The organism is Streptomyces sp. NPDC091282 (genome assembly GCF_044757385.1).
In the GTDB taxonomy this organism is placed as follows: Bacteria; Actinomycetota; Actinomycetes; order Streptomycetales; family Streptomycetaceae; genus Streptomyces; species Streptomyces gramineus.
Window position 1 is genome coordinate 1 of sequence record NZ_JBIVUX010000013.1, and the last position, 25,210, is coordinate 25,210.

Sequence of the window (25,210 nt, forward strand, 5' to 3'; positions counted from 1 at the left end):
CAGTACTCGCCCCTCCTTCACCCAGCCTCCTACATGGGCGCCGTAAGCATCGTCGGTGGCGTTGAACAACAGCAGGTCCAAGGGCTGCGCAACCGGGCTCGTCGCGAGTTCCTGGAAGAGTTCCCGGAAGACTTGGGACTGTCAAACGAGTGGTGTAACTCGGGTAGTTGATGGTTACTGTCGGGCGGCTGAGAGGCGGCCCTCGAAGGTGATGTCGAAGGCGTTCAGTGCGGTCTTCCAGCGCATGGTCCAGCGGGCTTGGCCCTTGCCGGTGGGATCGAGGGACATGATCGCCATGTAGCCGCACTTCAGGGCGGCCTGCTCGTTCGGGAAGTGTCCGCGGGCCTTGACCGCTCGGCGGATCCGCGCGTTCACCGACTCGATCGCGTTGGTTGTGCAGACGATGCGGCGGATCTCGGTGTCGAACCGAAGGAACGGGGTGAACTCCGCCCAGGCGTTCTCCCACAGTTTCACGATCGCCGGATACTTCCTGCCCCAGGCGTCGGCGAACTCGGCGAACCGGTCCAGGGCGGCCTCTTCGGTCGGGGCGGTGTAGACGGGCTTGAGGAGTTTGGCGATCTTGTCCCAGTCCTGCCGGGCGGCATAGCGGAAGGAGTTCCGCAGCAGATGGACCACGCAGGTCTGCACGATCGTCTTCGGCCAGACCGTCCCGACCGCGTCGGGCAGGCCCTTGAGCCCGTCGCAGACGAGCATCAGCACGTCGCCGACGCCACGGTTCTTGATCTCGGTGAGGATGTGCAGCCAGTGCTTGGCGCCCTCCCCGCCGTCGCCGACCCACAATCCCAGGATCTCCCGCCGGCCCTCAGCCGTGACGGCCAGGGCGACGTAGATCGGCCGGTTGGCGACCGCACCGTCGCGGATCTTCACGCGGATGGCGTCGATGAAGACGACCGGATAGACCGGGTCGAGCGGGCGGCTCTGCCATTCCGCCATGCTTTCCAGGACCTTGTCGGTGATGGTGGAGATGGTCTGGCGGGAGACCTCGGTTCCATAGACCTCGGCCAGGTGCGCCTGCACCTCGCCGGTCGTCAGTCCCCTCGCGGCCAGCGAGATGACCATCTCGTCGACGCCGGTCAGGCGCTTCTGCCGTTTCTTGACGATCTTCGGTTCGAAGGATCCGTCGCGGTCGCGGGGCACGGTTATCTCCACCGGCCCGACGTCGGTCAGCACGGTCTTGGAGCGTTTGCCGTTGCGGGAGTTGCCGCCGTTCTTGCCGGCCGCATCGTGTTTGTCATAGCCGAGGTGGTCGGTGATCTCGCCCTCCAGGGCGGACTCCAGCAGCCGCTTGGTCAGCTGCTGGAGCAGCCCGCCCTCGCCGGTCAGCTGCAGACCCTCGGCCTGGGCCCGGTGCACCAGCTCGTCGATCAACTGGTCGTTCACGGCCTTCGCTGACACCGCCTCTGCCGACTCGACAGACGTCGGCTCGGACACGTTCTCACTGGTCATCGATGCATCTTCCATGATCGGGAGTTACACCGAACGTCTTACAGTCCCGACGAGAAAGGGGAGACACAGCAGTACCTGGATGCGTCCGGCGCATATGCTCCACGGTCGCCGCCCGTATGCAGCAACTCAACGCTGACGGCGAATTGAGCAACAGAGGCCTCAAAGCGTTCTCCACGACCAGTGTTGCGTGGGACGAGAACAAGAGAATGTTCCACTGGGCGGCGCACAAAGCGTCGATAAAGGGAGACGCTAGAGTCTGCTCCGAGGACCACTGCGATGAAGAGGCCGTGAGAAATGGCTCAGCCAAGGAAGTTCTGCAGCACACAGAGATCAACGGCGCGCGGAGTGATGAGAAGATCTCCAGCCGCGTCAGGTGCCAGCAGAGCCGGGAGCTGGATCAGTTCAGGGCATCAGAGGCCGAGATGCGCGAGAATGGCCGTTTGTGGCTGCAGCAACAGAACAAGGCCAGTACAGAAGCGCAGGAGGAAGCGATGACAGCAGCCGAGGAAGAGGCGGAGGGGCTGGCCCAGGGATTCTCACAGGCGCTTGAGGACGAGTAGCGGCCACTGCCCGGTGCTCGGATGAAACGCCCACCTGGCTGTTGGTGACTTCGCGGGCGGCGGCCCCTTTGGGCGCCGCCCGCGAAGGTCGTGGACGCTGTCACTCACCGCGGCCCGTTGCGGGCCCAGCGGTGTCCGGGCGGCAGAGGCGTGGCGGGCGTGGCGAAATCCCAGGCGCGCGGAGGGCGTTGTGTCGAGATAACGGGGCGCCGGACGACCTCCTCGAACCAGTCGGCGGCGATCCGCCCCAATTCCTCCGGCGATCCGGTAGCTTCCAATGTCTGCACGTCTTCGCTGGGTTCCGGCCAGAAGTTATCGTTGCGTTCCATGCAGATAAGTTTGGTGCCGACCAGCGTGGCGCCCAGCACTTTTAGGCGAAGATTCCCTCCGAAGTCGACGAGGTACACGATTGCCTCAAGCACCGGTTCCTTGACGACAAAAGCATGATGCAACGCGGCGTCATATCCCGCGTACCCGGAAGGGTGCGGAGCGACGAACTGTTGATCTTCGTCATCCGGGTCCGGGAACAGGAGCACGACAGTATCATCGGGGCGGCATTCCGGCCACATACGCGCGGATTCTCGTATGACGGCCAGGAAAGCCTTGTGCTGCCCATTGGCGCCTTCGTCATCGAACCAATCATCATACATACGCATAGTATATAGGCCGCCTGTCGGCAGGGGATTGCACACGAGTCCGGTCCCCGGACCGTCAGGTCCGGGGACCGGAACATCCCGAAGGGTTGGTGGCTTTCTACCTTTTGTCGGTGGCGTGGACCAAAGCCCAAGCGAAGGTGTACGAGAAAATACCCAGGTAGTCGGTGGCGACCAGGGCCAGTACACAGCCCTGATTCCAGTCGCTCTCTTCATCCCCGCACGTCACCATCGTGAGTGGCAAAGCCATCACGATATTTAACGGCAGCCAACAACTGGCAGCTTCCGGCTCGGGGTGGTCCCGTCGGGGACGGATCGGCTGTGCTGTCGTGTCGGATCAGAGCGGGGCGTCGTCCGAGACTCGTGCCCATTCCTCGCACGGTCGCAGACGCGAGAGGATCCTTGGGCGTCGTCCCTGACCCCGGCGTCGTCATCCGCAGCCAGCTCGTGCAGCTCCTGGATCAGCCGGTCCGGGCTTCGGTCGACATCCACGCGGGGTCGCAGTCCAGAGCGGCTTCAAGCTGATCTGCAGTCCAGAACTCGACAGCCTGGCTGCTGGCCAACAGCACGCAGCGGAGACCGGCGGTGTCCTTGCGCGCGAGCAGGGCCTCGGCCGTCTCCTGGGTGACCCCTGCGTCTTGGAGATCCAAGAGGAGGCGGTGGAGGTCGTCCGCAACTTCGTCGATCTTGTCCGATGTCGCGAGCCGCCGACCGACCGCCGCGCGAACAGACCAGTCCGGGGAGTCGGCACCCTGAACGGCTGCGCTCAGCTCTTGATCGCCGGGAGACGCCATGTTCCCAGCCTGCCAGGGATGTCGTGGATCTCCATGCGCTTTCTAGTCGCGCTGTTTCTTGGCTTTGTTCTGGGCCAGTCGGTAGGGCTCGGTGCCGGTCTCCTCATCAAGACCCTCCACAAGGACGACGGCCGTCTCCCCGCGACGGATCTCCGGAAGATCACGTGGCCGAAGTTGCCCGGACGAGCGAACACCGCGTCCTGCGCACACTGCTCAGGCCAAGCGCGGACGCCGAACGGCTCGGCCGCTGCATCAGCCCCATCAAGAAGGAGGTCAAAGAACCCGGGCTGCTCAGCGAACGGCACGGGGAGCGCTTCGTCGCCATCGACGTCTCTCCCGGCACCGATATGAGCCCGCTGTTCGCCCTGCCGCGACGGGAGGTCGACGAAGCAGACGCCTTCTGGGAATGGGCCGACGCTATGCCGTTCTCGACGGCACCGAGCTGACCGCGCCGCGACGCCCCCAGTGGTCCCGACGCAGCAAATAACCGGAGCCACAGGACGTTGTGAAGCTACGGAACCTTCACCAATTGGGGCCGCTGAAAGCCAACATGCGGGGTTGTTGAACAACGTTACAGCCAGTGGTGACCTTGCCGCGGGCCCCGGTGGTGCTGCTGTCCGCAACTTGAATATGGGGATGCACCTGGATCAATCATTCTGTGCGGGCCGCCGGCCTGCGCTGGGGGTCTCGGCGAATCGCTTCTTGTATGCCTTGACGAAATGGCTGCTGTCGGCGAAGTGCCAGCGTGCGGCGATCTCGGACACGGTGAGGCGTGTCGAGAGCAGCTCCGCCCTGGCGCGTTCGAGCCGGCGTTCACGCACATGGCCCATCACCGACGACGTGCCACCTTGGCCGAACGCCCGGTAGAGGGTGCGGACGGACACGTTCAGGGCCGCCGCGATCCCCTTGGGGTCGAGGTCGGGGTCCGCGAGCAGCCGGGCTTCTATGCAGTCCATCGCCGCCCTGAGGAGCGTGGGTGCGAACTCCGCGTCATCGATGACCTGATCGTTCATCAGTCCCCTGAACAGTTCCAGGGTCGCGTTGCGGGCGGCCCCGGCTGCGGCCGCACCAAGTCCGTCCGCCAGTTCCGCCCAGAGACGGAGATGGGCGAGCAGAAGGGCCGCGGCGGGTGACGCCTGTTCCGCAAGGACTGCCCCTGTGTTCTCCGGGAAGCGGATCTCGCTCGCAGGAAGGACCAGGGTGATCGCCCGGGTACCCCGGGCGACCTCGAAGTCCCAGAGGCCATCGTTCCTTCGCACGCACAGCGTTCCGGCTGGCGCCGTGGCTCGCTGCCCCTTCGTGGCGAAGCGCCATTCACCGCTGAGCGTCACACTTGTCACGATCCGGTCCTCGAGGTGCCCACCCGGGCCCCCGGTACCCCCCGCGACCGCGTCGCTGTACTGGTCCTCCAGGAAGAGGTCGAGCAGGTTCTGCTTCCAGATGCGGGCGCGGTATGTCCCTTCGCTGTGTCGCGGCAGCCGCATGGGCGGAGCCGGCACCGCATCGCCCCCTTGACGCCGCCACTCTCTGAGTAGCACACGGTTTCGATTCTCGTTCGCGTACGGCACGGTGACGTCGACCAGGGGTGGGGAAGGGTTCCCGATCCGCCAAGGAGACACGCTGACTTCGGTGCTCATCCGGACCAAGGTACTCCTGCCCCTGGCAACCGTCCGGGCCAGGATCACCGTGCGGTCTGGGTGGCAAGGAAGTACAACGCACAAGGCCGACGGGTACACGTCGCCGGCGTCCGGGCCTGGTCATCATGATCGGGCGCCTTCTCGCCTTCCCGGCACGAGCGGGTTCTCCCTGCCGGGACGGGCAGGTTTCGCCGGACCTTCGCGGCCCTGGACAGCCAGGGCGCCGATCCGCCTGTCCAGGTCTGTCTCACTCATCAACTGGAGTACTGAGTGTCCGAATCCGTGGTGACTCTCTTCGAGAGTCTGGTGGGCGCTGAGCCGCCGCACGACGTACCCGTTCTGTTCGGTACGGCGTGCGTGATGGGCGGCAGCATCGCGGGACTCCTCGCGGCACGGGTGCTCTCCGACCGCGCGCGCAGGGTCGTCGTCATCGAGCCGGACGACACACCGGCGGAGAGCGAGTCGCGCTCCGGGGTGCCTCAGGACCAGCAGGTGCACACACTGCTGCCGGCCGGCCGGCTGTGGATCGAGCGGTGGCTTCCCGGCGTTTCGCAGGAGGCGCAGGACCGGGGCGCGTCGCTCGTCGGACCGGACAAGCAGTTCGTCGGCTACGACGACATCCGGCAGGCGCCGGACGGCGTGGACCACCAGTTCCTCGCGGTCGGACGTCCTCTGCTGGAGAGTCTCGTCCGTGCCCGGGTCACCGCCCTGCCCCATGTCTCGGTCCTGCGGGGGCAGGTGACCGGGTTGCGGTACCGCGACGGCGCCGTCGCGGGCGTGCGCTTCGCCGGGCCTGGGAGTGGGGAGCGGACGGAGGGGTACCTGGCGGCGGACTTCGTCGTGGACGCGATGGGACGCTCCAGCAGGCTGTCGAACTGGCTCGAGCAGGACGGTTACGACCAGCCCCGGCTCGAACGGCTGGAATCTGCGGTCAACTACGCGACCGCACTGTTCGAGCGCCCGGTGAAGTTCCCGGAGCTGGACGTGGCCACCGTACTGCAGCTGTTCACGCCGCAGTACCCGTCGGGCGGTGTGTCCGTCGCGGCGGCGACCGCGGTCGAAGACCAGCAGTGGCTCGTCATGCTGATGGGCTACGGCGACAACCGGCCCGGCAGGTCGATCGACGCGTTCCGCGCACATTGTGCCGCGCTACCCGCGATCTTCGGCGACATCACCAGCGGCGGCGTCACCCGCGGAGTGGTGACGTACCGCCAAGCGGACAGCAGGCGTCGTCACTTCACCGAAGCAGGCCGCCTGCCGGCGCGTCTGGTCAGCATGGGGGATGCTGTGGCCTCCTTCAACCCGGTCTACGGCCAGGGCATGAGTTCCGCCGCTCTGCACGCCTCCTGCCTGGCCTCCTACCTCGACAGCGGTACCGACCTCGACAGAGCGGCCACGGAGTTCTTCCGCCTGCAGCAGGTGGTCGTCGACGCGGCCTGGGCCGTGTCCGCGGGAGGTGACGCCGCCCGCATCGACGCCGAGAACGGTACCGAGGTGCCGAAGGAAGTACGGCGGCGGCGCCGGGTCATGGAGCAGATCGCCGGCGCCGCCCTCGTCGATGCGGAGGTGTCGCGAGCCTTCAACAACGTCTCCTACATGCTGCGTCACCCCGGCACTCTGTTCGATCCGGAGCTCCTGGAAACGGTGGCGGCCGCCACCGGTAAAGCTGGCGCGAAATGACGGGGACCCCGATCGACCGGTGCATCGGCCTGTCGAAACGGGCTGCGGAAACGGCGTTCGAAGAATCGCTGATGTTGTTCGCCCCTGACGCGATCGTCCGAATCGATCCGGCATCAGTCCGTGGCTGCGCGGCCCCCGCCGCATTCCATCGCGCCCGCTTCGCCGCCTTCGCAGCCCCCGGCATCACCGGAACACAAGGGTGTTCGAAGACGGGACGGTACGGGCCGAGTGGGCAGCTGCGTCCCGCATGACGGACACGACAAGAGAGAGGTGCGAACGCATGGACAGCAAGGACGTGATCGGCGAGACCGGAACGGGACGGGTCGGCCGGGGAGAGCAGCCGGTTCCCGCGCCGGACAGGATCGAGAGGGGTGTCTCGGGCGAGCGGCTGGTGCTGTTCAGTGACGCGGTGACCGCGATCTCCATCACTCTGCTGATCCTGCCCCTGGTGGACCTGGTCCCCGAAGCGGCGTCCGCCCACGAGGGTGCCAGTGAGGTGATCACTGGTCATCTCGACCAGATCTGGAGCTTCCTGCTCAGCTTCGCGGTCATTGCGAACATATGGCAGGAGCACCACCGGGCCTTCTCGACGGTCAGTACGGTCACCCGCTCCCTGACGGTGTGGAACATGGGGTGGTTGCTGTCGGTCGTCGTACTCCCTCTCCCGACGGAGATGATCGGCGCCTTCGGCCGCGACCGGTTCGTGGCGGCGTTCTACTACGCGGTGCTCCTGGTCGGCATGGTGTGCCGGCTCGCCATGCTGAAGGTCCTGAAGAGCAACCCGGCGATGGTCGAGGACGACGGCGAAGAGACCCGTCGGAGGATCGCGCACTTGTACACCGGCAGTTGCAGCAATGTCATCGCCGTGGTCGTGGCGTTCGCCCTCGCCCTCGTCGTACCGGTGCTGCAGTACTACAGCCTTCTGCTATTGGTCCTGCCGGGGCGGCTGCGTTTCACGGGCCCGCGTCGCACGAACTGACCACGGGAACGGCCAGTGCCCGGTGTCCGCCTGAGCCCTGGTGGCACCTGCCACGAGGCTCCGGGACGGGGCGTTCACGGGACGCACGGTGGGGCCGGGCGGGGCATCACCTGTCCGGCCCCGCTGCTCCCCGCGCCTCGGTCCTGGTCGGGCCGGCATGCTTCGGCGGCTCACATGGCCGGGGCGGACAGCTGCTCTTCGCGTCCCGAGTTACGACGCGATCGCCGAGGCCACGGCCGTACGGGGCGCGGCTTCCTCCGCCGGCTCGGCCGGACCTGACTCCCACCCGGCCGGCTTGCCCCGCCAGCCGTAGTGACCGCGAGCGTTGTTGACGGGTGGCGAGTGGGCGGGGACCGGCTATTCACCGCTGACGGGCGTGGGCGAGCCGGTATGTGGTTCAGCCGCCGACGGCCAGGGCCCGCAGTCGGTGCAACGTCTCGCGCATGATGTCTTGCAAGACTTGGTCCTCGGTGGCGGTGACCCATCGCGAGAAGGCGACGCGGAACACGGCGATGCTGGTCTCGGCGGCCAGGCTGGCCTCGAGGTCGCCGATGCCTCGTTGCCGCAAGCTGTCGGCCAGGGCGGCCGACAGGGATGTGAGCTTGATCAACTCGCGTTCGCGGAGATCGGCGTTGGCCATGATCACCGTCTGCCTTTTCCGCGCGAGCTCACGGTCGCCACCCACCATCTGGGCGACAGTGTCGAGTACGGCCGCGACAGCGTCCAGCGCCGACGTCGCCGCCGGCATTCCGTCGAGAGCAGCCAGCGCCTTCTCCTCCAGGGCGGAGGAGTCGGCGAAGAGGACCTCGCGTTTGTCGGCGAAGTGCCGGAAGAACGTGCGGGCGGTGACGCCCGCACGCTCGGCTATGTCCGCCACCATCGTCTGCTCGAAGCCGCGCTCGAGATAGAGCGACAGCGCGGCCTCGCGCAGCCGGTCGCCGGCCCCAGGCTTCCACCGTCCCATACCGGGAGTGTAGGTGATGTCACCTCGTGACACCGTCGCTCCGCCCGCAATGATGTCACTTACTGACATCACCGTGGTAATCTGATGTCAGTAGGTGACATCACTGGCGGAGGCAGCCGATGAAGCGCATCCAGTACCACCAGTACGGCGGACCCGAAGTCATGCGTCTGGAGGATTTCGAGCCGACTCGTCCTGGCCCCGGCGAGGTTCTCGTCCGAGTACGGGCCGCCGCGGCCAATCCGATGGACTGGGGCATCCGCAGCGGTGCCATGCGGATGGTGACCGGGCGGAAGTTCCCGCGCGCACTTGGCTACGACTTCGCGGGCGTCGTAGAAGCGGTAGGCGAGGGCGTCACGCGGCTCGCCGTCGGCGACGAAGTGCTCGGCGGAGCGTCGATCAAAGCATCGGGAGCTTTCGCCGAGATGGTCGTGGCCGCGGAGAGAGGGGTGGTGCAGAAACCCGCGGAACTCTCCTTCGAGGAAGCCGCCGCCATCCCGACCGTTGGTCTCACCGCACTCCAAGCCGTGGTCAAGAAGGGAAGACTGCGGCCCGGGCAATCGGTCTTCGTCAACGGCTGCCTCGGAGGAGTCGGCCGAGCCGCCGCCCAGATCGCGCTGGCGTACGGCACCTCGGTAGGAGGCAGCTGCCGCGACACCGCAAAGCAAGACGCGCGCGACCTCGGCCTCGACCCGATCGTCGAATTCGACTTCGACCCGACGGCGCTCAGAGGCCGATTCGACCTCGTCGTCGACACCGCCGGCACGCTCCCGACCGACGCGGCGAAGAAGATGCTGAAGCCGGACGGACGCATCGTCAGCATCCACCCCACCCCCGTGAACATCGCCAAGAGCGCGCTGCCGGGCCCGTACAACGTCTTGATCACCAGGCCCGTCACGGAGGACCTCGCCGAGGTCGCGCGCACCGCCGGTCGCGGCACACTGCGGGTGCCGATCGCCCGCACGGTGCCACTCGCGGGAGCGATCGCGGCGCTCACGGAACTCGAACGCGACGGCACCCCCAAGGGCGGCAAGCTCATCATCACGGTCGAATGACCACAGGGGCACGGGCGTCACATCCCTGCGCGCGGCTCGTCCAAGCGGTCGTTGCCGCGCACTCCTTCGCCCCGCGGCCGGCAACTGCCCAGCCCCCACCACCACCTCCCAGGAACCCGCAAAGGAACGCACCATGTCCGCATCTGCGGCCTTGATCACCGGCGGAACCAGCGGCATCGGCAAAGCGACCGCTGAACTGCTCCACACCCGCGGCTACCGCGTCATGGTCACCGGCCTCGGCCATCTCGCCGCCACCGGGCTTCCCGAAGACATCACAGTCGTGCGGGCCGACGCACGGTCCCTGCCGGACATCGACCAGGCAATAGACCGGGCGCGCCGGCAGTTCGGCTCCCTCGACCTGCTCTTCCTCAACGCGGGCGTCTCCCGCCCCGGCCCGATCGAAGCTACCGACGAAGACACCTTCGACGCCCTGTTCGACATCAATGTCAAAGGCAACTTCTTCACCCTGCAAAAGGCACTCCCGCTCCTCAAGGAGGGTGCCTCCATCGTGTTCACCGTGGGCGCAGGCGAAGGGATGGGGGCCGCCATGACAGCCGCCAAGGGTGCCCTGCTGCCTCTCGTACGGTCCCTCGCGCTCGAACTCGCCCCGCGCCGCATCCGCGTCAACGCCGTCAGCCCGGGAGTGATCAACACCCCCGCCTACGGCAGGATGGGCATCTCCCGGGAAACGGTCGACTCCTGGGGCCAGGGCATCCCGCTCGGACGTGTCGGCGTCGCCGCCGACATCGCTGAGGTCGTGGCCTTCCTCGCCTCGGACGCCGCCGGCTACATCACCGGCGACAACCTCACCGTCTCCGGCGGCATCGGCATCCACACCCGCCCCTGACGCGCACGGCACCCACCGCACCCTCCGCCGCGACCTCGACGGCCGGGTGCGGTGCGCGTTCGGGGTGATCACTCGCGCTCATCCCCCCCTCCGCGACGCCGGGTCGGCCGGGAGACCGCGGCGCCGTGGACCTCAGTCAGGCGGCCCCGGACCTCGCAGGTGGTCGATCTTGAGGGAACCGTCCGTGAGCCCCATCAGAATCGACATAGCAATGATAAAAATCGACACTGTGTAGACTATTTGCCGTAGGGAGCGGTCCGGCTCTCGCAAGATCTTGCTGGAGGAACAGTGCAGAAGCAGAACTGGCTCATCACCGGCGTCAGCACGGGCCTTGGGCGCGCCTTCGCACAAGCCGCCCTGGCCGCCGGGCACACGGTGGTCGGCAGCGTCCGCTCCGAGAAAGACCTGCGGGCCTTCGAAGGCCTCAGGCCCGGGCACGCTCACGGCCGCATCCTGGACGTGACGGACGGTGACGCCGTCTCCGGCGCGGTCGCGGAGGCCGAGCGGAGCGTCGGTCCTCTGGACGTCGTCGTCGCCAACGCCGGCTACGGCCTGGAGGGCACCTTCGAGGAAACCCCACTGGCCGAGGTGCGGCGGCAGTTCGAGGTCAACGTGTTCGGGGCGATGGCCACCCTGCAGGCAGCACTGCCCACCATGCGCAGGCGCCGCCGCGGACACCTGATGGCCGTCACCTCCATGGGCGGGCTCATGGCTGTGCCCGGCATGTCCGCCTACTGCGGCAGTAAGTTCGCCCTGGAAGGCATCCTGGAGGCGCTGGGCAAGGAGGTCGCACAGTTCGGAATCCATGTGACGGCGATCGAGCCCGGCTCCTTCCGCACCGACTGGGCGGGGCGGTCCATGACACGCGCCGCACGGACCGTTGACGACTACGACGCGTTGTTCGCCCCCATCCGCGAAGCGCGGCAGAAGGCCAGCGGGAACCAGTTGGGCAATCCGGCCAAGGCCGGAGAAGCCGTCGTGCACATCACCTCGCTCGACCAGCCGCCCGCCCACCTCGTTCTGGGCTCGGACGCGCTGCGACTGGTCACGGCCGCGCGCACGGCCGTGGACGAGGACATCCGCGCGTGGGAGACGCTCTCGCGTACGACCGACTTCGCCGAAGGCGCTCAGCTCTGATGCCCGGCCAGCCTTCCGCGCGCGGCCGTCGTACCACCGAGCGCAAGGGGGATGTCCGGGAGCGGGCCATCCTCGACACCTGCGAGGCCCTGCTGGAGCGCAAGGGCTACGACACCATGACCGTCGGCGACGTGGCCCAGGGCGCCGGTATCACTCGCGGTGCCCTGTACTTCTACTTCGGCTCCAAGCAAGAAGTGGTCACGGCACTCGTGGCCCGGACTGTCGAGCATCTGTGGGAACGGTCCCGGATCACCGCGCAGGCGGACGAGCCACGCCGAGCCATCGCGACGGCCATGCAGCGCACGGTCGAGCTGTGGAACGAGCACGGCCTGGTCATGCGCACAGCGATCGACCTGTCGTTGACCGTGCCGGAGATCGGCGAGCTGTGGAACCACACGGCGGACCTGTTCATCGCGTCCATCACCGCCGTCCTGGAGCGGGCCGGCATTCAGTCCGGCACCGGACCAGAACAAGCCTCAGCGATGGCACGTGCCCTGTGCTGGATGATCGAGCGGACCTTCTACCACGCCTCACAGGAGTCCCGCGAGAAGCTTCAGGAGGCGTCGATGACATGCGAACACATCTGGCTGACCAGCGCCGGCCTCATCACCTGAGGTATCTGCCATGGCACGTGGCGAGGCGTGGGCCAAGGTCTCGCCTGCCGGAAGAGCTTCAGGCTCGGAAAGAAGCGGCACGGCAGCGGGTGGAGGAACCGCAGGCCGAGGCCGAGGCCGATGAGCCGACCCCACGGCGGGAAAGGTCCCAAGAGACCTTGTCGCGGCTGGTGACCACGCGGGAGACGTGCACTAAGTCCTGGTACTCCAGCAGCGTTTCGTAATCTGGCCTGGTCAGATAGCGAGAAGCTGCTGGAGTACCAGGCGCCATAGGACGTTCGGCCCTACAGCGACGACGCGCCCGCTGGCTGCGACATACGACTTGAACCGGAGTAGCCACCTCACGCCCGGGCCGGCCGGATGGACCGGCGATCTCCGTCGCAGGGGCGGATGCTTGCACATTCGTCGGCGGGCGCCCACGGTGATCGCCCCGTTTCCGGTGGAACCAGCGTCTGCACCGGAGGCGGATCAGGGGGACGGCGGCTTCGGTGCGGGCCATATGCTGCTCCCGCATGAAGGACCTCGGTAATCGAAGCACCTACTGGGACGGCGCCGGCGCGGCCAAGACGTTCACCCATCCGGTGCATCACGGCTGGCTGGCAGAAGTGAGCGCACACGCGCGGATTTTCGACCAAGGCTGCGGATACGGTCGCGTCATGGCCGAGTTGAGCGATCACGGTTACTCCGACGTGTCCGGCGTGGACCCGTCTGTGGCGCTGATCGAGCGGGGCCGCACGCTGAGGCCCGGCCTGCGTCTGAGCGTCCTCGAATCTCCGCCACACCTCGCCTGCGCCCCGGCAGCCTTCGACGCCGTCCTGCTGTTCGCGGTCCTGACCTGCATCCCCGACAACGAAGACCAGCAAGCACTCGTCACCGAACTCAACCGCGACCTGGCCCCCGGCGGACTCCTGGACGTCAGCGATCTCCTCCTGCAGCACGACGAGCGAAACCGCGACCGCCATGCAGCCCACGACGCCCTGCACCCCCCACCCCGTACGGGGTCTTCACCACGGAGGACGGCGCAGTTTTGCCGGCACCACGACATCACACACCTGCACGCGCTGCTGTCAGGCTTCGATCTGCTGAAGGAACGCACGGTCGAGGTCGCCACGATGAACGCCCACCGGTCCCAGGCGGTGCAGTTGCTGACCCGCAAACGCTGACGGTCACAGCCATTCGCCCGTGACGGCGCCGGGAAACGGTGGCCTTGTCGCGGGCCGCGGAACCTATCGTCTGTCGCGGCAACCGCCCGGTGACGTTCACCGAACGCAGGCGCTGAGCAGGCAACTCTCCACCTCCCCCGGTCACCACGATCATGGCCCTGCGCACTCACCCGCCGACGGCACGCGTCCAGCCCGTCACCACAGAGGAAGAAGCGGGTGAAGGGCGGGGCCGAGGCTGCAGCTGCCTGCGAGCCCGCGCTCGGTCCGGCTCGCCGAACCGCGTCTGGTTCTCGTACGGCAGCGGCGACGACCCGGATCACGTGGCGCAGCCGTCGCCGGGAAACCCTGAACGACGACGGCCCCATGTGCGCCGTCTGATGATGTGCCCGACGCCTCACAGCCGGTACCGCATCGACGATGCCAGTGAGTCCGGCGTGGCCCGGAATGTCCGGCCCCGGCGCACGACAGGCCACCACCGCGATCCTTCAGCCGAGCAGGCAGAAACCCGTACGGGACGCGGCCGGCCTCGGCCTGATCGTGGTGCGGACAGGCTCGGCGAGGCGGTAGAGCGGCGCGCCCCTGGGCGTTCCCCAACAGCCCTGCGGACAACTGGCCATGGCTCGTCGCGCTGGTATGTGCCACTCGTGCCGTTGCCCCGGGTGTGGTCCCAGGGTTCGGGCGGCGGGCGTGGAGACCGTCATCGCGTCTGCGGGCCTCCCTCGCCGCTTCCCCCGTCTCCGGTCGCCGTCAGGCCGCGGCGCCCTGTCCGTGCCCGGCCGCCAGGCGGGAGAACGTCTTGGCCAACGGGGGCCTCTGGATGCAGCGGATCAGCCACGCGACTACGTGAATGCCCAGTTCGGTGCGGGGGGCCGCCTGCCGCACCCGGCCGGGGAACAGTCGCTGAGCGTCATCGACCCGCGGCCGCATCGCGGCCTCGTACGCGGTGAGCGCGTCCGACAGCCGGTGCGGCAGCCGCAGGGCGTCTGCCGCGTCCAGGGCATCGGCCAGCTCCGCCGCGCCGCGAAGCGCCAGAGCCGTACCCAGACCGCTGAGAGGGCTCGCGCACCAGGCGCTGTCCCCGAGCAGCACCACCCGGCCGTCGGACCATGCCGGCACCTGGATCTGGTCGAAGGTGTCGAGGGCGAAGTCGGGTGCATGCCGGGCGGCGGCAAGCAGCTCCCGGGTTCGCCAGCCCACGTCCGCGAACACCCGGTCCAAAAGAGCGAACTGAGCCTCACGGTCATGCCGCGGGGGCAGCCCGGACGCCGCGAAGGTGAACCCGATCTCCTGCTGGCCGGGATGACCCGGACGCGCCTCGACGGCCCGGCTGCCCGGCGCGTTGTGGGTGATGAACCACCCGTCGACCGACGGGGTCCGGGGCGTCTCGTCCATGGTGAACCAGGCATGCGCCAGCCCCAGAGGGCGCCGGAAGACCTCCTCGGGCCCGAAGCGCAGGCGCCGTACCCGAGAGTGCGCGCCGTCCGCGCCGATCACCAGGTCGAACTCGGCGGGCGGCGCGTGCCGGAACCGCACGGACACACCATTGGGGACGTCCTCCAGGGCCTCCACCGTCTCGCCGAACAGATGGGTGACGTGCGCGCCCGCCGCTTCGTGCAGAACACGGGCGAGGTCCGAGCGCAGCAGTTCCTCCTTCGAGACGTAGCCGTTGCCGTCGAACGCCTCCACCGGCATCGCGGCCAGACGACGCCCGCTCCCGTCCACCCAAGCCGCGCCACGCTGGTCCAGCAGACGGCCGAGGACCTCGTCGAGCAGACCCAGCCGGGCAACGACCTCACGGCAGTCACCGCGCAGGTCGACGGCCTGGCCGCCGCCCCGCAGCGCGGGAGCGATCTCCGCGACGGTGACCTCCCATCCCGCGCGTCCCAGCATGAGCGCGACCGTGTCTCCGGCGATCCCGCCACCCACCACAAGCACCCGAGGCATGCTTCCACCCTTCTTAACGCGAATCTGTCGCTTGAAGCGTAGACCGAGACACCCCTCTAACGCGAGTCGGTCGCGTTAGAGGGGTGTCGGATTCGGCCACGCGAGCGAGATCACGGCCAGCTAACGCGAGAGTGTCGCGGTAGTCTGGGTCTATGACGCAGGCAACAGGGACCGTCCGGCCCGGGGGCAGATCCGCCAGAACACGCGACGCGGTGCACGCGGCAGTCCGCTCACTGCTCGACGCCTCCCCCGACGGCAACGTCACCGTCGCCGAGGTCGCCGAACGCTCCGGAGTGCACCCGGCAACCCTCTATCGCCGCTGGCGCACACCCGAAGGACTCGTCCTCGACACCCTCTTCGAAGAACTGAGCCGGCGCGCCCCGCTGCCCGTCACCGGAGACCTACGCGCCGACGCACTCACCTACACCCGACAGCTGCTGGCCGACCTGCGCGCCGACCACAACCTGCTCCTCGCCAAAACCCTGGCCGCCGCCATGCGCACCGGCGGCCTCGGATTCGAGGAACTGCGTCCCTTCGTCGAACCCCGCCTCCACCAGATCCAGGCCATGCTCGCCGCCAGCGGCACCAGCGAACTCGACTTCCAGGACGTACTCGAACTCATCCTCGCCCCCGCCTACACCCACGCCCTCCTCGACCGCCCCCTCCCCTCCGACACCGACGCCGAACGCCTCGTCGACAACCTCATCGCCGTCCTCAACCACCGCAGAACCCGCACCCCCGCCCAAAGCAGCGACAGCGACACATAAGCTCCACAAACCCCGGGCACGAGCCCGGCAGCCCACATCGCCCGGCACCGCAACCTCCCGAACGTACGGGCCACGCTGTTGGCCCTGTGGAGCGCCGGTGGCTACGAGCCCCATGTCCACATCGTCGACGATCCAGTCTGGGGCGGTACCGCAGCGGACGACGTGATCGCCGTCTTCCTCGCCGATGCCATCACCATGCAAGACCATGAAGAGCCACTGCTGGCGGTGGCGGTGGCGGTCGCGACCAGGGACAAGTGCGAGAGCGACGAAGAGTGGGAGGCGTACAACGGATCGGTACGCACCTTCCCCGCCGCAATCCACGACATCCACGCCAACCTGCCGATCGCCAACCTGGACGTCGCCGAAGCCGCCCGGACCGATGCCGCAGGGATCTTCCGATCCTTCTGAGAACGCACCACGGCCGCAGTCGATCTACCGTGGGGCGGCCGCGAACTCCGCTGCGACGTAGAGACCTTCAGCTCGATGGAGAGACGTGGCGGCAAGCTGTACCGGGGCCCGGAAGACCCGCGGCAGACAGCTCCGCCCGCGCGCCTACGTCTGCCTCGCCCAGCCCGCTCCCACGCCGGGCTGTGCGCAGCGCACACCAGAGAGGTCCTCGCAACGGCCGCCCCCGTGGATCCGACCGCGAAAAACAGAGAAGCGCAGACACCGGACCGAATACCGGATCAGGCTTCGGAGGCACGCAGTGGGGTCACGATCGGATACAGCAGGCCCGCTGCCAGCCACGAGTCAACCAACTCACCCTCGCCCTGCGAGCGCTGTGACCGCCCGTCACGCACGATCCCGACCACCCCACGGACCATCCGGCACCAGGGCGGCGCCACCAGCGGCGTCTCGCCCTCCTCGATACCGCCACCGGGCGGCTCCCAGAGCCATGCCCCGTCGAACGGATCGCGCCAGCGGAGCAGTAGCAGGCGCTGAGCAGCATCCAGACAGATGACCCGGGCAGCGGTTCGGTGCACTGTTTCCACCGCCCTGACGCTATGCGGTGCCCGAAATATCCATCAAGACCTCGACGGCATTGACCGACATCTCAAACGCGCTCGAAACGGACCAACTGCCGCCATGGGGCGCCTGTTTCCCTGGCAATCCACCCCGATCACAGCTCCGAAAAGGTCCGCTGCACGGCTGCCGTCACCACCCAGCCCACACCTGCAACATGACGACCGGGAGGCTCAAAAAGCTCCCGCATGATTCTGAGGAACCGGCCATGGGAACGGAAAGATCCGGGGGGGCTCTCTCGGCACCCGCAAACAGGTCGGGCGCCGCTCCATGCGATGGGAGACCGATCAACGATGTCCAATCCAGTGCGGAGCAGAATACGGACGGCCGTGCTCGCGCTCTCGGCCCTGACGGCCCTCGCCTTAGGCGCGACCGCCACGACCGGAGCGGCAGCGGCTCCCGCTGCCGCGAAACAGGGACCCACCTCGGTGGCGTACGTCGAAGTGAACAACAACAGCATGCTGAGCGTCGGCAAGTACACCCTCGCCAACGGCGGCGGCAACGTCTTCGACATCGCCGTGATCTTCGCAGCGAACATCAACTACGACACGGGCACCAAGTCGGCGACCCTGTACTTCAACGAGAACGTGCAGCGCGTCCTCGACAACGCCGCCACGCAGATACGGCCGTTGCAGCAAAAGGGCATCAAGGTCGTCCTCTCCGTACTCGGCAACCACCAGGGCGCCGGCTTCGCCAACTTCCCATCCCAGCAGGCGGCTTCCGCGTTCGCGAAACAACTGTCGGGCACCGTGGCCAAATTCGGCCTCGACGGCATCGACTTCGACGACGAGTACGCCGAGTACGGCAACAACGGCACCGGCCAGCCCAACGCCAGCTCGTTCGTGTACCTCGTATCGGCACTGCGCGCCAACATGCCGAACAAGATCATCAGCCTCTACAACATCGGCCCCGCCGCATCGCGCCTGTCCTACGGCGGCGTCAACATCTCCTCCAAGTTCGACTACGCCTGGAACCCGTACTACGGCACCTGGCAGGTCCCCGGCATCGCACTGCCCAAGTCGAAACTGTCGCCCGCAGCCGTCGAAATCGGCGGAACCTCACAAAGCACGTCCGCCAGCCTCGCCCGCCGCACGGTCAGCGAAGGGTACGGCGTCTACCTGACGTACAACCTCGACGCCGCCGACCGCAGCGCCGACGTCTCCGCCTTCACCAGGGAGCTGTACGGCAGTGACGCCCGCTATACGCCGTAGCCAGATCACGCTTCCTGGCAGCCACTGCCCCCTCGGGGCGACGCACCGCTTCCTGTAGGGCTGCGCCTCGGGCAGACCGCGCCTTCGACAACGTTGTCGAGGGCGCGGTCGTCGCAGAGGGCCGTGGCCTGCGCTGCACCACGGTGCCAGCCTGTTCTCTGGTCGTGCGCTTCGCGAAGCCGTAGCCGGCCGGCATCAGTCAACGTCACGAACACTGCCCGAGGCCGGCCGACGTTCTGCTTCGGGATTGCCCGGTCACGGATGGCCTGCGAGGGCCGAGGAGCCCGTCGCGTACGAGTGACCGCTGGAGCAGAACCACTCCTGCGAATCCCGGCGGCCTGGGGCCGAGTTGGCGAGACGGACGCGCCCTCGAGGCATCAGCGGCCTCTCCTGTCCTGCCGGTGACATGCGCCGAAAGACTTCGGCCGGATTCCTGGCCGAATCCCGCCTTCCGGACCAGCGGCACCTCACAGGTGGGTATCCCTCCGGCAGGCACGTCGGTGCACGCGGGGTGGGAGGAGCCGACCCGGGTGACATGGAGGGGACCAGAGGCCGAAAAGGGACCGTCGCGCCGTAACCGGCGGCGACTCGCGATCCGTGCACTGCGCGACCAAGGGCGTTACGGGCCCAGCCTGCGGGAAGTGCTGCCCGCGTTCGCGGGCGTCACGGTGGTGGTGTGCGGGGTGGCGGCAGGCGTCGCCGAGGCCTACCGCGCACTCGGACCCGGCGTGCTCGTGGCGGCTCTGGCACTCCTCGCAGTTGTCACCCCGGCCGCGGTCCGGCACCATCGCCCACTGGCCCGTCGCCGCCTGGGGCACTACACACCTGAGGAACTCGCGGAACTGGACACGGACGGGCTCGTCCTGGCCGTCTCCCGGATGCTGCGTCGGGACGGCTGGATGGTCCTTCCGCCGCCCACCGGGCAGGACCGGCCACGGGTCCGCGCGCGCAACGGACGGGGCCAGCGCGTCGAAGTGGCCTTCCGTCCCGTGGCCGAGCCCCTGCCCGACGAGGAGCCCGCACGGTCCGCCCGCCAGACGGGCACCTCACTGCGGCTCGTGGTCCACCGGGGCACCTTCACTCACCGCGACGTCCAATGGGCACGGCGCCAGGACAACACCCACCTCATCGACGGCCCACGCCTCAGGAGCTGGGCACGGGGCACTCCCCTGCACCAGCTGACCAACGCCTCCTGAACCTCGATGCAGACAGGCTGAGGCAGCTCGCCCCTGGCCTGACCTCGGTTACGCTGCTGTCGCATCCCCGCCTGCCAGGAATGGACGCAGCAGCGCGAGCAGGGCGCGCGAACGGTGCAGCGGGATGATGTGGCCGCAGTCCTCGATGACGTGTCCGGTCAGGTCGTCGGTGACCGGGCGGAGCTGGCGTTCCAGCGCAGCGCCGACGGGCCGGGCACCCAGCGCCATAGTCGGCACCGTCAGGCGGGCACCGGCGAGCGCCTGCTCGATCTGCGCCGCGCTCTCGGGCAGGGCCCGGTAGTAGGAGAACGCGCAGCTCAATGCCTGCCGCCCGGTGTAGGCGCGAATGAAAGCGTCCCGGAGGGCGGGGCGCACCCCGTCGCCGAGCGTGCCGGCCTTCAGAAACCAGTCGACGTAGGTGGCCTCGTGGCCCTCCAGCACGGTCTCGGCCAGGCCGGGCTCGGCGCAATGGAAGCCGAACCACCACGGCGGCCCGCCGGCAAGAAAGTCCTCGGCGCCGGGCAGAGCGCCCAGAACGGACTCCATGACCACCAGGCGCCGGACGAGACCAGGGCGGCGCAGGGCCAGCAGGAAGGCCGGCGCGGTACCGGCGTCGATGCCCACCACCGCGGCTGAGGACACGCCGAGCGTGGCGAGAAGCGCCGCGGCGTCGTCGGCCAGGGTGCCCGCGTCGTATCCGGAGGCTGGCCGGCTGCTTGCGCCGAACCCGCGCAGGTCCGGCGCGATCACGCGGTAACGGCCCGACAGGTCGGCCATCACGTCCGTCCACACCTCCCAGGTGTGCGGGAAGCCGTGCAGCAATAGGACGGCGGGGCCCGATCCGCAGAGGGCGACGTTCAGTTCGACACCGTTGGCGAGGACACGCCGCAGCTCGGGCATGGAGGGACTCCAGAGGTGGTGAGGAATGGTGACGTGGTCACGCTAGGGAACTAACCTGGTCCGTCCAAGACGGCACTTTCCCCTCAGGTGGTGAGCCACGGGTGACCACATCGAAGCCCGGCAATTCCAGCCGACGCCCCGGCGAGCGCGGTGACCTGCTCGATCCACGATGCCCGACCCGCCAGCTGCTCGACCGAATCGGCACCAAGTGGACGTCCATGACGGTCAAGATGCTGGCCGAAGCAGCCCCGGGTGAACTCCGATTCGCACAACTGCGGCGCCTCATCCCGGGCATCTCCCAGAAGATGCTGTCCGTCACCCTGCAAAGTCTGGTCCGCGACGGCCTGGTCGCCCGCCGCGTCGAGCCCACCGTGCCGCCGGCCGTCCACTACCGGCTCACCGAACTCGGCCTGTCCCTGGAAATCCCGCTCTCCGCCCTGCGCGTCTGGGCCGAGACACACATGCCGGAGATAGACCGCAGCAATCAACTCGCCGACACATCAACCCCCGACCAGGACCTGTCCGGGCGTTGACACTTCCCTCTAGGGTGAGCCGACGGCGGGGCGTGTGAGTGCTGTGGGGATGAGTCGCGCGGAGGCGGTCGCGGTCGCGCAGCGGATCATGCAAGCGGACTACGCCTCGGACGATGAGGCGGACGGCTGGCTGGACCGGCTCGACAGAGCGCCGGCATGCCCGACCGGTCATGTCGGCGGATTGATCTTCTGGCCGCCGGCTCGGGAGCTTTCCGCGGATGAAGTAGTCGATCAGGCTCTGGCGTACCGGCCTGTCGCTTTGTGAGGCCGGTGTTCGACTCCGACGCCGGATGAGCAGAGCCGCGCCGACGGCAGGGCCGACGAAGACGCAGCCGCGCTCGTCATCGCGGCTGGCCACGGCCAAGTACCCGGGGCGGTACCGCACGACACCGACCTCCACCTTGACGAAGTCGCCAATCGGGCAGGCTCGTCGTCGAGCACGACGACGGGCCGCCACACGAGACGGACACGTGGGAACGGATGCTCCAGCTGCGCATCCGCCGCGCGGACGCCCCGGCGCGCCAAGCCGGAGAGAGCGACACGCAGAACGACGTGGCCTCCGCGTGCTGTCGGCTTCCTGCGCTGAAGGCACGGCGCGCACCCCTGTCGACTCTGCGGCGTCCGGCGTCCGGCGTCCGGCAAGGGCTTTCGAGGCCGCTAGCATGACCGGGCCCGGTCGCGGCGACGGCGGCCGTGGACCGGATGAGAGGGCCCTCACGTGAGCCAGCGCCAGTCCGCCCGTGCGGCAGTGTTCTCGGCCGGGTCCTGGGGCACCGCCGCCGCGAAAGTCCTCGCGGACGCCGGCACCAGCGTCGTCCTGCACGCCCGGCGCAGTGAGATCGCCGACGCCGTCAACACCGTGCATCGCAACCAGGGGTACTTCCCGGACATCGAACTGCCGGTGTCCCTGACGGCCACGACCGATCCGGCTGCCGCGCTGGCGGGGGCCGACTACCTCGTGCTGTCCGTGCCGGCGCAGTCCTTGCGCCAGTGCCTGGCCGCGTGGGCTCCGTACATCGAGCCGCGGACAGTGATCGTGTCGCTGATGAAAGGCATCGAGCGCGGCACCGGGCTACGCGCCAGCGGGGTCATCCAGGAGGTAACCGGCATTCCCCTGAGCCGGGTCGCCGTGCTGTCGGGCCCGAACCTGGCCCGCGAGATCATGGAGGAACAGCCCGCGGCCGCCACCGTCGCCTGCGTCGACGAGACGGTCGCCGATCGCTTCCAGGACGCCTGTCACACCGCGTACTTCCGGCCCTACACCAGCACCGATGTGATCGGCTGTGAGATGGGCGGTGCGCTGAAGAACGTCATCGCCCTCGCCGTAGGCATCGCCGCCGGGATGGGTCTCGGGGGCAACGCCACGGCTACGCTCATCACCCGCGGCCTGGCGGAGAGCAGCCGCCTGGCCGTCGCCATGGGCGCCGACCCGAGCACGCTCGCCGGCCTGTCCGGGATGGGCGACCTGGTCGCCACCTGCACCTCCCCGCTCTCCCGCAACCGCACCTTCGGCGCACACCTGGGCCGCGGGCTGAGCGTGGACGAGGCCGCCGCCGCGACGAGGCAGACCACCGAGGGCGTCAAGAGCACCGAGGCAGTCCTCGCCCTGTCCCGCGCCTACGGGGTCAAAATGCCGCTCGCCACCGTGGTCGACGCCGTAATGCACGGCAATGTCTCCCTGCACGCTGCGGCCGCTGAGCTGATGCAGCGGCCGCCCAAGCCCGAACAGGCCGCCCGTTCACGCGTCACCGACGCCACGAACGCCCCCTCCCTTCCGTGACGGCACGGAGACGCACCGTCTCAGCTGCAGGCAGCGCTCGCACCGGTTCAGCAGCGGCGGGAACCGGATCGACGCACACGGCTCGTGCCTGCCCGCCCGGGACCAGCAGCCGATCGAGGTGAGGGATGGCCGTGTGGTGGCTTGACACCCTCACGACAGGGTCCCGCGGCCTGACCCTCCGAGGGCGGCTTCAGCTTCCGGATCCTGTACGGCACCGGCTCTGCGCCATCTCCTTCAAGAAGCGCCCGGAGAAGATGCCCCAAACGCCCGCAGCCGCCGCCACGCCGGCAGCACAGCGCGGGGCCCCTCACGAAAGAGCCCGTGCGGGCGCGGCTCGCGGAAGGTGCGAGCGATCGCTGTGACTTACGTCTTCGCCTTGGAGGACAGCTCAGCCGACCTCGATGACGACTTTGCCGAACAGTCCTCCGGCGCCCTGCGCCTTGTAGGCGGCCGGGGCATCCAGGAAGTCGAACCGACGATCGATCACCGGGCGAATCCCATAGGTTTCCACGTAACGCACCAGGTCGCGGTGCGTTGCCGCGCTCCCACTGCTGCCTGTCGCCAACCACTCATCCCCCTCCAACTCGTCAACAGCAGACGACCTGGAGACCGGGCAGCGCTTCCGGGAACGTCGCCGTCAGGGCTTCTGCATACGATGTGCCGCATGCTGATCTACGTCCCGGCGGCCGCGGTGCTTCTTCTGTTCTGCATAAGGGTGGTGCGCGAGCGGCGCAAGGTCGGCAACGCCGTCCTGCTCGGCCTGTTCCTCGTGTTCGCTGTGGCCGGCTCGTTGCTGCTCCTCGCGGAACGCCGACCCGAACTCGCCAGGAACATCTCCCTCGCCCTGGCCGCGGTGGTGACCCTGGGCGTCGTCACCCTGGCCTGCTTCCTGCTCGTCAACGGCGTCGGCATGGTCCGCAGGGAAGGCTTCGGCCTGGGTAACCTGCTGTCATTGCTCTCAGGCGCCGGCCTGACGGTGCTGCTCGGGCTCGTGGCCGCCGCGGCGGCCGTACGCGACCCTGTCCTGACATCCACAGCCGCAGCGGCGGCCGCCGTCGCCGGATACGCCGGCTTCCTGTTCCTCTGCTTCCTCGGATACGCCCTCGTCTACGGGCGTCTGCCGCTCAACCGTAAAGCGGACTTCGTGGTGGTCCTCGGGTCAGGACTCATCGATGGCTCCACGGTGCCACCGCTGCTGGCCCAACGGCTGGAGCGGGGGCGCAGAATGCACGAGCGGATCACCGCGCGCGGCGGTCACCCCGTGCTCATCGCCTCCGGAGGCCAGGGACCGGACGAGGAACTCCCCGAATCGCATGCCATGGCCGCCTACCTCGTCGACCGCGGCTTCCCCGCCACATCCCTCACCTGCGAGGACCGCTCGACAAGCACCGAGCAGAACCTGCGCTTCAGCAGGAAGATCATGGAAGAGGCGTGCCCGGGATACCGCTGCGTGATCGTCACGAGCAACTACCACGTCCTGCGCGCCGCCGTGACCGCGCGCCGGGAGGGCGTCAGGGGCAACGTCGTCGGATCACGCACTGCCCCCTACTACTGGCCCAGTGCGGCCATCCGCGAGTTCGTCGCCCTGTCCGTCACCTACTGGCGGACGAATCTGGCCGCGTGCCTCACACTGCTGCTCGGCGGGGCGGTTCTGTACCTGCTCCACTGATCGAACCCCCTGACCGGCGCACCCACCAACGCCCATCCATGTGGCCCTCGTTACCCACTTTCGTGACTCCACAAAGGGTCTCCGGCCTTCGCATCGGGTCCCGCCCCCTTGCTTTTCATGATCCGGAGCGGGCGGTGTCACCGATTCCGGTGGCGGCAGGCGTTCTCCCTCCCCGCGTTCAGCGTCCTGGGCGACGCGGCCTCCCGGGCGTGCTCCGACAAGAAGATGGCCCAGGGCAAGCACCGCACCCAGGCCCCGCTCAGCTCCGCCCGACGCCCGACCGACGTCCTCTTCGCCATGCTCCGCGACGGAGCCTTTTGCCAACCTCAGCCGTCGGGCTCAGACGCCTGACCTACCGCTCCACGAGGAGGACGACTCGATCAGTCTCGACATCGGAGCCGAGGATCGATTGACCATCGGCACCCTCCGCGCCCATCAGCACCGGTTTACCCAACCACCACCCGATCTCCCGGAGGAAGCCGCACAGCACATCGAGCCGTTCCTGCCCCTGCAACTCCCGCAGGTCGGTGTCGAAGTCGACGACCTCGTCGTCAAGGAATCGAAAGATCGCCAGCACATCGGCAGTCGGCCAGACCCGACGCCGGGCAGCCGCACCAGCAGCCACCCCGCCATGCTGCCC

26 protein-coding genes and 1 pseudogene are annotated in these 25,210 nt (G+C 68.1%); 17 read left to right on the top strand and 10 right to left on the bottom strand.

What is annotated here, in order from left to right; translation table 11 throughout:
• Positions 1-174: 174 nt before the first annotated feature.
• On the bottom strand, positions 175-1,467 hold the full coding sequence (locus ACIQOE_RS38635; protein WP_401416713.1) for an IS256 family transposase: 1,293 nt from the start codon (positions 1,465-1,467) through the stop codon (positions 175-177).
• Between the two features lie 116 nt (positions 1,468-1,583).
• Between ACIQOE_RS38635 and ACIQOE_RS38640 the strand changes: the two genes are divergently transcribed.
• Positions 1,584-2,027 carry a hypothetical protein gene (locus ACIQOE_RS38640; protein WP_401416714.1) on the top strand — a complete coding sequence of 148 codons (444 nt, stop codon included), beginning with the start codon at positions 1,584-1,586 and terminating at the stop codon, positions 2,025-2,027.
• 104 nt (positions 2,028-2,131) lie between these two features.
• On the opposite strand, the gene ACIQOE_RS38645 is transcribed toward ACIQOE_RS38640, so the two are convergent.
• Both ACIQOE_RS38645 and ACIQOE_RS38650 read right to left on the bottom strand, forming a co-directional pair.
• Entirely contained in the window at positions 2,132-2,677 is a 546-nt protein-coding gene (locus ACIQOE_RS38645) for a hypothetical protein (protein ID WP_401416715.1), read from the bottom strand.
• Between the two features lie 464 nt (positions 2,678-3,141).
• The gene (locus tag ACIQOE_RS38650) at positions 3,142-3,474 is read right to left on the bottom strand and encodes a hypothetical protein (protein ID WP_401416717.1); all 333 of its coding nucleotides are present in this window, start codon (positions 3,472-3,474) and stop codon (positions 3,142-3,144) included.
• 164 nt (positions 3,475-3,638) lie between these two features.
• Between ACIQOE_RS38650 and ACIQOE_RS38655 the strand changes: the two genes are divergently transcribed.
• Complete coding sequence (locus ACIQOE_RS38655) at positions 3,639-3,920, top strand: hypothetical protein (protein WP_401416718.1); 282 nt, start codon at positions 3,639-3,641, stop codon at positions 3,918-3,920.
• A gap of 201 nt (positions 3,921-4,121) precedes the next feature.
• On the opposite strand, the gene ACIQOE_RS38660 is transcribed toward ACIQOE_RS38655, so the two are convergent.
• On the bottom strand, positions 4,122-5,111 hold the full coding sequence (locus tag ACIQOE_RS38660) for a helix-turn-helix domain-containing protein (protein ID WP_401416719.1): 990 nt from the start codon (positions 5,109-5,111) through the stop codon (positions 4,122-4,124).
• Between the two features lie 270 nt (positions 5,112-5,381).
• On the opposite strand from ACIQOE_RS38660, the gene ACIQOE_RS38665 reads away from it, so the two are divergent.
• Both ACIQOE_RS38665 and ACIQOE_RS38670 read left to right on the top strand, forming a co-directional pair.
• On the top strand, positions 5,382-6,791 hold the full coding sequence (locus ACIQOE_RS38665; protein WP_401416721.1) for an FAD-dependent oxidoreductase: 1,410 nt from the start codon (positions 5,382-5,384) through the stop codon (positions 6,789-6,791).
• Between the two features lie 280 nt (positions 6,792-7,071).
• Positions 7,072-7,770: a TMEM175 family protein gene (locus tag ACIQOE_RS38670; RefSeq protein WP_401416722.1), complete on the top strand. Its 699-nt coding sequence runs from the start codon at positions 7,072-7,074 to the stop codon at positions 7,768-7,770.
• 397 nt (positions 7,771-8,167) lie between these two features.
• Here the strand turns inward: ACIQOE_RS38670 and ACIQOE_RS38675 are convergent, their stop codons facing one another.
• Positions 8,168-8,734 (bottom strand): TetR family transcriptional regulator, encoded by a 567-nt coding sequence (locus tag ACIQOE_RS38675; RefSeq protein ID WP_401416723.1) that lies wholly within the window; start codon positions 8,732-8,734, stop codon positions 8,168-8,170.
• A gap of 119 nt (positions 8,735-8,853) precedes the next feature.
• Between ACIQOE_RS38675 and ACIQOE_RS38680 the strand changes: the two genes are divergently transcribed.
• The 5 genes from ACIQOE_RS38680 to ACIQOE_RS38700 all read left to right on the top strand — a co-directional run bounded on the left by ACIQOE_RS38680 (position 8,854) and on the right by ACIQOE_RS38700 (position 13,547).
• On the top strand, positions 8,854-9,786 hold the full coding sequence (locus ACIQOE_RS38680) for an NADP-dependent oxidoreductase (RefSeq protein WP_401416724.1): 933 nt from the start codon (positions 8,854-8,856) through the stop codon (positions 9,784-9,786).
• Between the two features lie 133 nt (positions 9,787-9,919).
• Positions 9,920-10,633 carry an SDR family NAD(P)-dependent oxidoreductase gene (locus ACIQOE_RS38685; protein WP_401416726.1) on the top strand — a complete coding sequence of 238 codons (714 nt, stop codon included), beginning with the start codon at positions 9,920-9,922 and terminating at the stop codon, positions 10,631-10,633.
• Positions 10,634-10,921: 288 nt separating this feature from the next.
• Complete coding sequence (locus ACIQOE_RS38690) at positions 10,922-11,770, top strand: oxidoreductase (protein WP_401416727.1); 849 nt, start codon at positions 10,922-10,924, stop codon at positions 11,768-11,770.
• Positions 11,770-12,384, top strand: a complete 615-nt coding sequence (locus tag ACIQOE_RS38695; RefSeq protein ID WP_401416729.1) for a TetR/AcrR family transcriptional regulator — start codon at positions 11,770-11,772, stop codon at positions 12,382-12,384. The genes ACIQOE_RS38690 and ACIQOE_RS38695 overlap by 1 nt, the downstream gene beginning before the upstream one ends.
• A 512-nt stretch (positions 12,385-12,896) precedes the next feature.
• Positions 12,897-13,547, top strand: coding sequence for a class I SAM-dependent methyltransferase (locus ACIQOE_RS38700; protein WP_401416730.1), 651 nt, complete (start codon positions 12,897-12,899; stop codon positions 13,545-13,547).
• A gap of 747 nt (positions 13,548-14,294) precedes the next feature.
• Here the strand turns inward: ACIQOE_RS38700 and ACIQOE_RS38705 are convergent.
• A complete protein-coding gene (locus tag ACIQOE_RS38705) occupies positions 14,295-15,491 on the bottom strand; it encodes an FAD-dependent monooxygenase (RefSeq protein ID WP_401416732.1) in 1,197 nt (398 codons plus the stop codon).
• Between the two features lie 212 nt (positions 15,492-15,703).
• Here ACIQOE_RS38705 and ACIQOE_RS38710 point away from each other — a divergent pair, with 212 nt between their 5' ends.
• Together ACIQOE_RS38710 and ACIQOE_RS38715 are read left to right on the top strand one after the other, a co-directional pair.
• The gene (locus ACIQOE_RS38710) at positions 15,704-16,258 is read left to right on the top strand and encodes a TetR/AcrR family transcriptional regulator (RefSeq protein ID WP_401416734.1); all 555 of its coding nucleotides are present in this window, start codon (positions 15,704-15,706) and stop codon (positions 16,256-16,258) included.
• 78 nt (positions 16,259-16,336) lie between these two features.
• On the top strand, positions 16,337-16,666 hold the full coding sequence (locus tag ACIQOE_RS38715) for a DUF6924 domain-containing protein (RefSeq protein ID WP_401416735.1): 330 nt from the start codon (positions 16,337-16,339) through the stop codon (positions 16,664-16,666).
• Positions 16,667-16,944: 278 nt separating this feature from the next.
• Here the strand turns inward: ACIQOE_RS38715 and ACIQOE_RS38720 are convergent, their stop codons facing one another.
• The gene (locus ACIQOE_RS38720) at positions 16,945-17,250 is read right to left on the bottom strand and encodes an NUDIX domain-containing protein (RefSeq protein ID WP_401416736.1); all 306 of its coding nucleotides are present in this window, start codon (positions 17,248-17,250) and stop codon (positions 16,945-16,947) included.
• A 324-nt stretch (positions 17,251-17,574) separates the two neighbouring features.
• Between ACIQOE_RS38720 and ACIQOE_RS38725 the strand changes: the two genes are divergently transcribed.
• Positions 17,575-18,492, top strand: coding sequence for an endo-beta-N-acetylglucosaminidase H (locus ACIQOE_RS38725; RefSeq protein WP_401416738.1), 918 nt, complete (start codon positions 17,575-17,577; stop codon positions 18,490-18,492).
• Positions 18,493-19,133: 641 nt separating this feature from the next.
• Positions 19,134-19,688: a hypothetical protein gene (locus ACIQOE_RS38730; protein WP_401416740.1), complete on the top strand. Its 555-nt coding sequence runs from the start codon at positions 19,134-19,136 to the stop codon at positions 19,686-19,688.
• A 48-nt stretch (positions 19,689-19,736) separates the two neighbouring features.
• On the opposite strand, the gene ACIQOE_RS38735 is transcribed toward ACIQOE_RS38730, so the two are convergent.
• Entirely contained in the window at positions 19,737-20,588 is an 852-nt protein-coding gene (locus tag ACIQOE_RS38735; protein WP_401416742.1) for an alpha/beta fold hydrolase, read from the bottom strand.
• A gap of 101 nt (positions 20,589-20,689) precedes the next feature.
• On the opposite strand from ACIQOE_RS38735, the gene ACIQOE_RS38740 reads away from it, so the two are divergent.
• The 3 genes from ACIQOE_RS38740 to ACIQOE_RS38750 all read left to right on the top strand — a co-directional run bounded on the left by ACIQOE_RS38740 (position 20,690) and on the right by ACIQOE_RS38750 (position 22,901).
• On the top strand, positions 20,690-21,121 hold the full coding sequence (locus ACIQOE_RS38740) for a helix-turn-helix domain-containing protein (protein WP_351327029.1): 432 nt from the start codon (positions 20,690-20,692) through the stop codon (positions 21,119-21,121).
• 49 nt (positions 21,122-21,170) lie between these two features.
• Positions 21,171-21,386, top strand: coding sequence for an e9imm peptide (locus ACIQOE_RS38745; RefSeq protein ID WP_401416743.1), 216 nt, complete (start codon positions 21,171-21,173; stop codon positions 21,384-21,386).
• Between the two features lie 453 nt (positions 21,387-21,839).
• Entirely contained in the window at positions 21,840-22,901 is a 1,062-nt protein-coding gene (locus ACIQOE_RS38750; RefSeq protein ID WP_401416745.1) for an NAD(P)H-dependent glycerol-3-phosphate dehydrogenase, read from the top strand.
• Between the two features lie 388 nt (positions 22,902-23,289).
• Here the strand turns inward: ACIQOE_RS38750 and ACIQOE_RS38755 are convergent, their stop codons facing one another.
• The gene (locus ACIQOE_RS38755; protein ID WP_401416747.1) at positions 23,290-23,484 is read right to left on the bottom strand and encodes a zinc-binding dehydrogenase; all 195 of its coding nucleotides are present in this window, start codon (positions 23,482-23,484) and stop codon (positions 23,290-23,292) included.
• A gap of 81 nt (positions 23,485-23,565) precedes the next feature.
• Between ACIQOE_RS38755 and ACIQOE_RS38760 the strand changes: the two genes are divergently transcribed.
• Positions 23,566-24,570, top strand: coding sequence for a YdcF family protein (locus ACIQOE_RS38760; protein WP_401416749.1), 1,005 nt, complete (start codon positions 23,566-23,568; stop codon positions 24,568-24,570).
• Positions 24,571-24,922: 352 nt separating this feature from the next.
• Here ACIQOE_RS38760 and ACIQOE_RS38765 read toward each other — a convergent pair.
• Positions 24,923-25,168 (bottom strand): annotated as a pseudogene (locus ACIQOE_RS38765) (hypothetical protein); the annotation flags it as partial.
• Positions 25,169-25,210: the final 42 nt, after the last annotated feature.

Bases quoted from the DNA above. Each gene is read 5' to 3' on its own strand.
- ACIQOE_RS38635 (WP_401416713.1), bottom strand. From the start codon at position 1,467: ATGACCAGTGAGAACGTGTCCGAGCCGACGTCTGTCGAGTCGGCAGAG.
- ACIQOE_RS38640 (WP_401416714.1), top strand. From the start codon at position 1,584: ATGCAGCAACTCAACGCTGACGGCGAATTGAGCAACAGAGGCCTCAAA.
- ACIQOE_RS38645 (WP_401416715.1), bottom strand. From the start codon at position 2,677: ATGTATGATGATTGGTTCGATGACGAAGGCGCCAATGGGCAGCACAAG.
- ACIQOE_RS38650 (WP_401416717.1), bottom strand. From the start codon at position 3,474: ATGGCGTCTCCCGGCGATCAAGAGCTGAGCGCAGCCGTTCAGGGTGCC.
- ACIQOE_RS38660 (WP_401416719.1), bottom strand. From the start codon at position 5,111: ATGAGCACCGAAGTCAGCGTGTCTCCTTGGCGGATCGGGAACCCTTCC.
- ACIQOE_RS38670 (WP_401416722.1), top strand. From the start codon at position 7,072: ATGGACAGCAAGGACGTGATCGGCGAGACCGGAACGGGACGGGTCGGC.
- ACIQOE_RS38675 (WP_401416723.1), bottom strand. From the start codon at position 8,734: ATGGGACGGTGGAAGCCTGGGGCCGGCGACCGGCTGCGCGAGGCCGCG.
- ACIQOE_RS38680 (WP_401416724.1), top strand. From the start codon at position 8,854: ATGAAGCGCATCCAGTACCACCAGTACGGCGGACCCGAAGTCATGCGT.
- ACIQOE_RS38685 (WP_401416726.1), top strand. From the start codon at position 9,920: ATGTCCGCATCTGCGGCCTTGATCACCGGCGGAACCAGCGGCATCGGC.
- ACIQOE_RS38695 (WP_401416729.1), top strand. From the start codon at position 11,770: ATGCCCGGCCAGCCTTCCGCGCGCGGCCGTCGTACCACCGAGCGCAAG.
- ACIQOE_RS38700 (WP_401416730.1), top strand. From the start codon at position 12,897: ATGAAGGACCTCGGTAATCGAAGCACCTACTGGGACGGCGCCGGCGCG.
- ACIQOE_RS38705 (WP_401416732.1), bottom strand. From the start codon at position 15,491: ATGCCTCGGGTGCTTGTGGTGGGTGGCGGGATCGCCGGAGACACGGTC.
- ACIQOE_RS38725 (WP_401416738.1), top strand. From the start codon at position 17,575: ATGTCCAATCCAGTGCGGAGCAGAATACGGACGGCCGTGCTCGCGCTC.
- ACIQOE_RS38735 (WP_401416742.1), bottom strand. From the start codon at position 20,588: ATGCCCGAGCTGCGGCGTGTCCTCGCCAACGGTGTCGAACTGAACGTC.
- ACIQOE_RS38745 (WP_401416743.1), top strand. From the start codon at position 21,171: ATGAGTCGCGCGGAGGCGGTCGCGGTCGCGCAGCGGATCATGCAAGCG.
- ACIQOE_RS38760 (WP_401416749.1), top strand. From the start codon at position 23,566: ATGCTGATCTACGTCCCGGCGGCCGCGGTGCTTCTTCTGTTCTGCATA.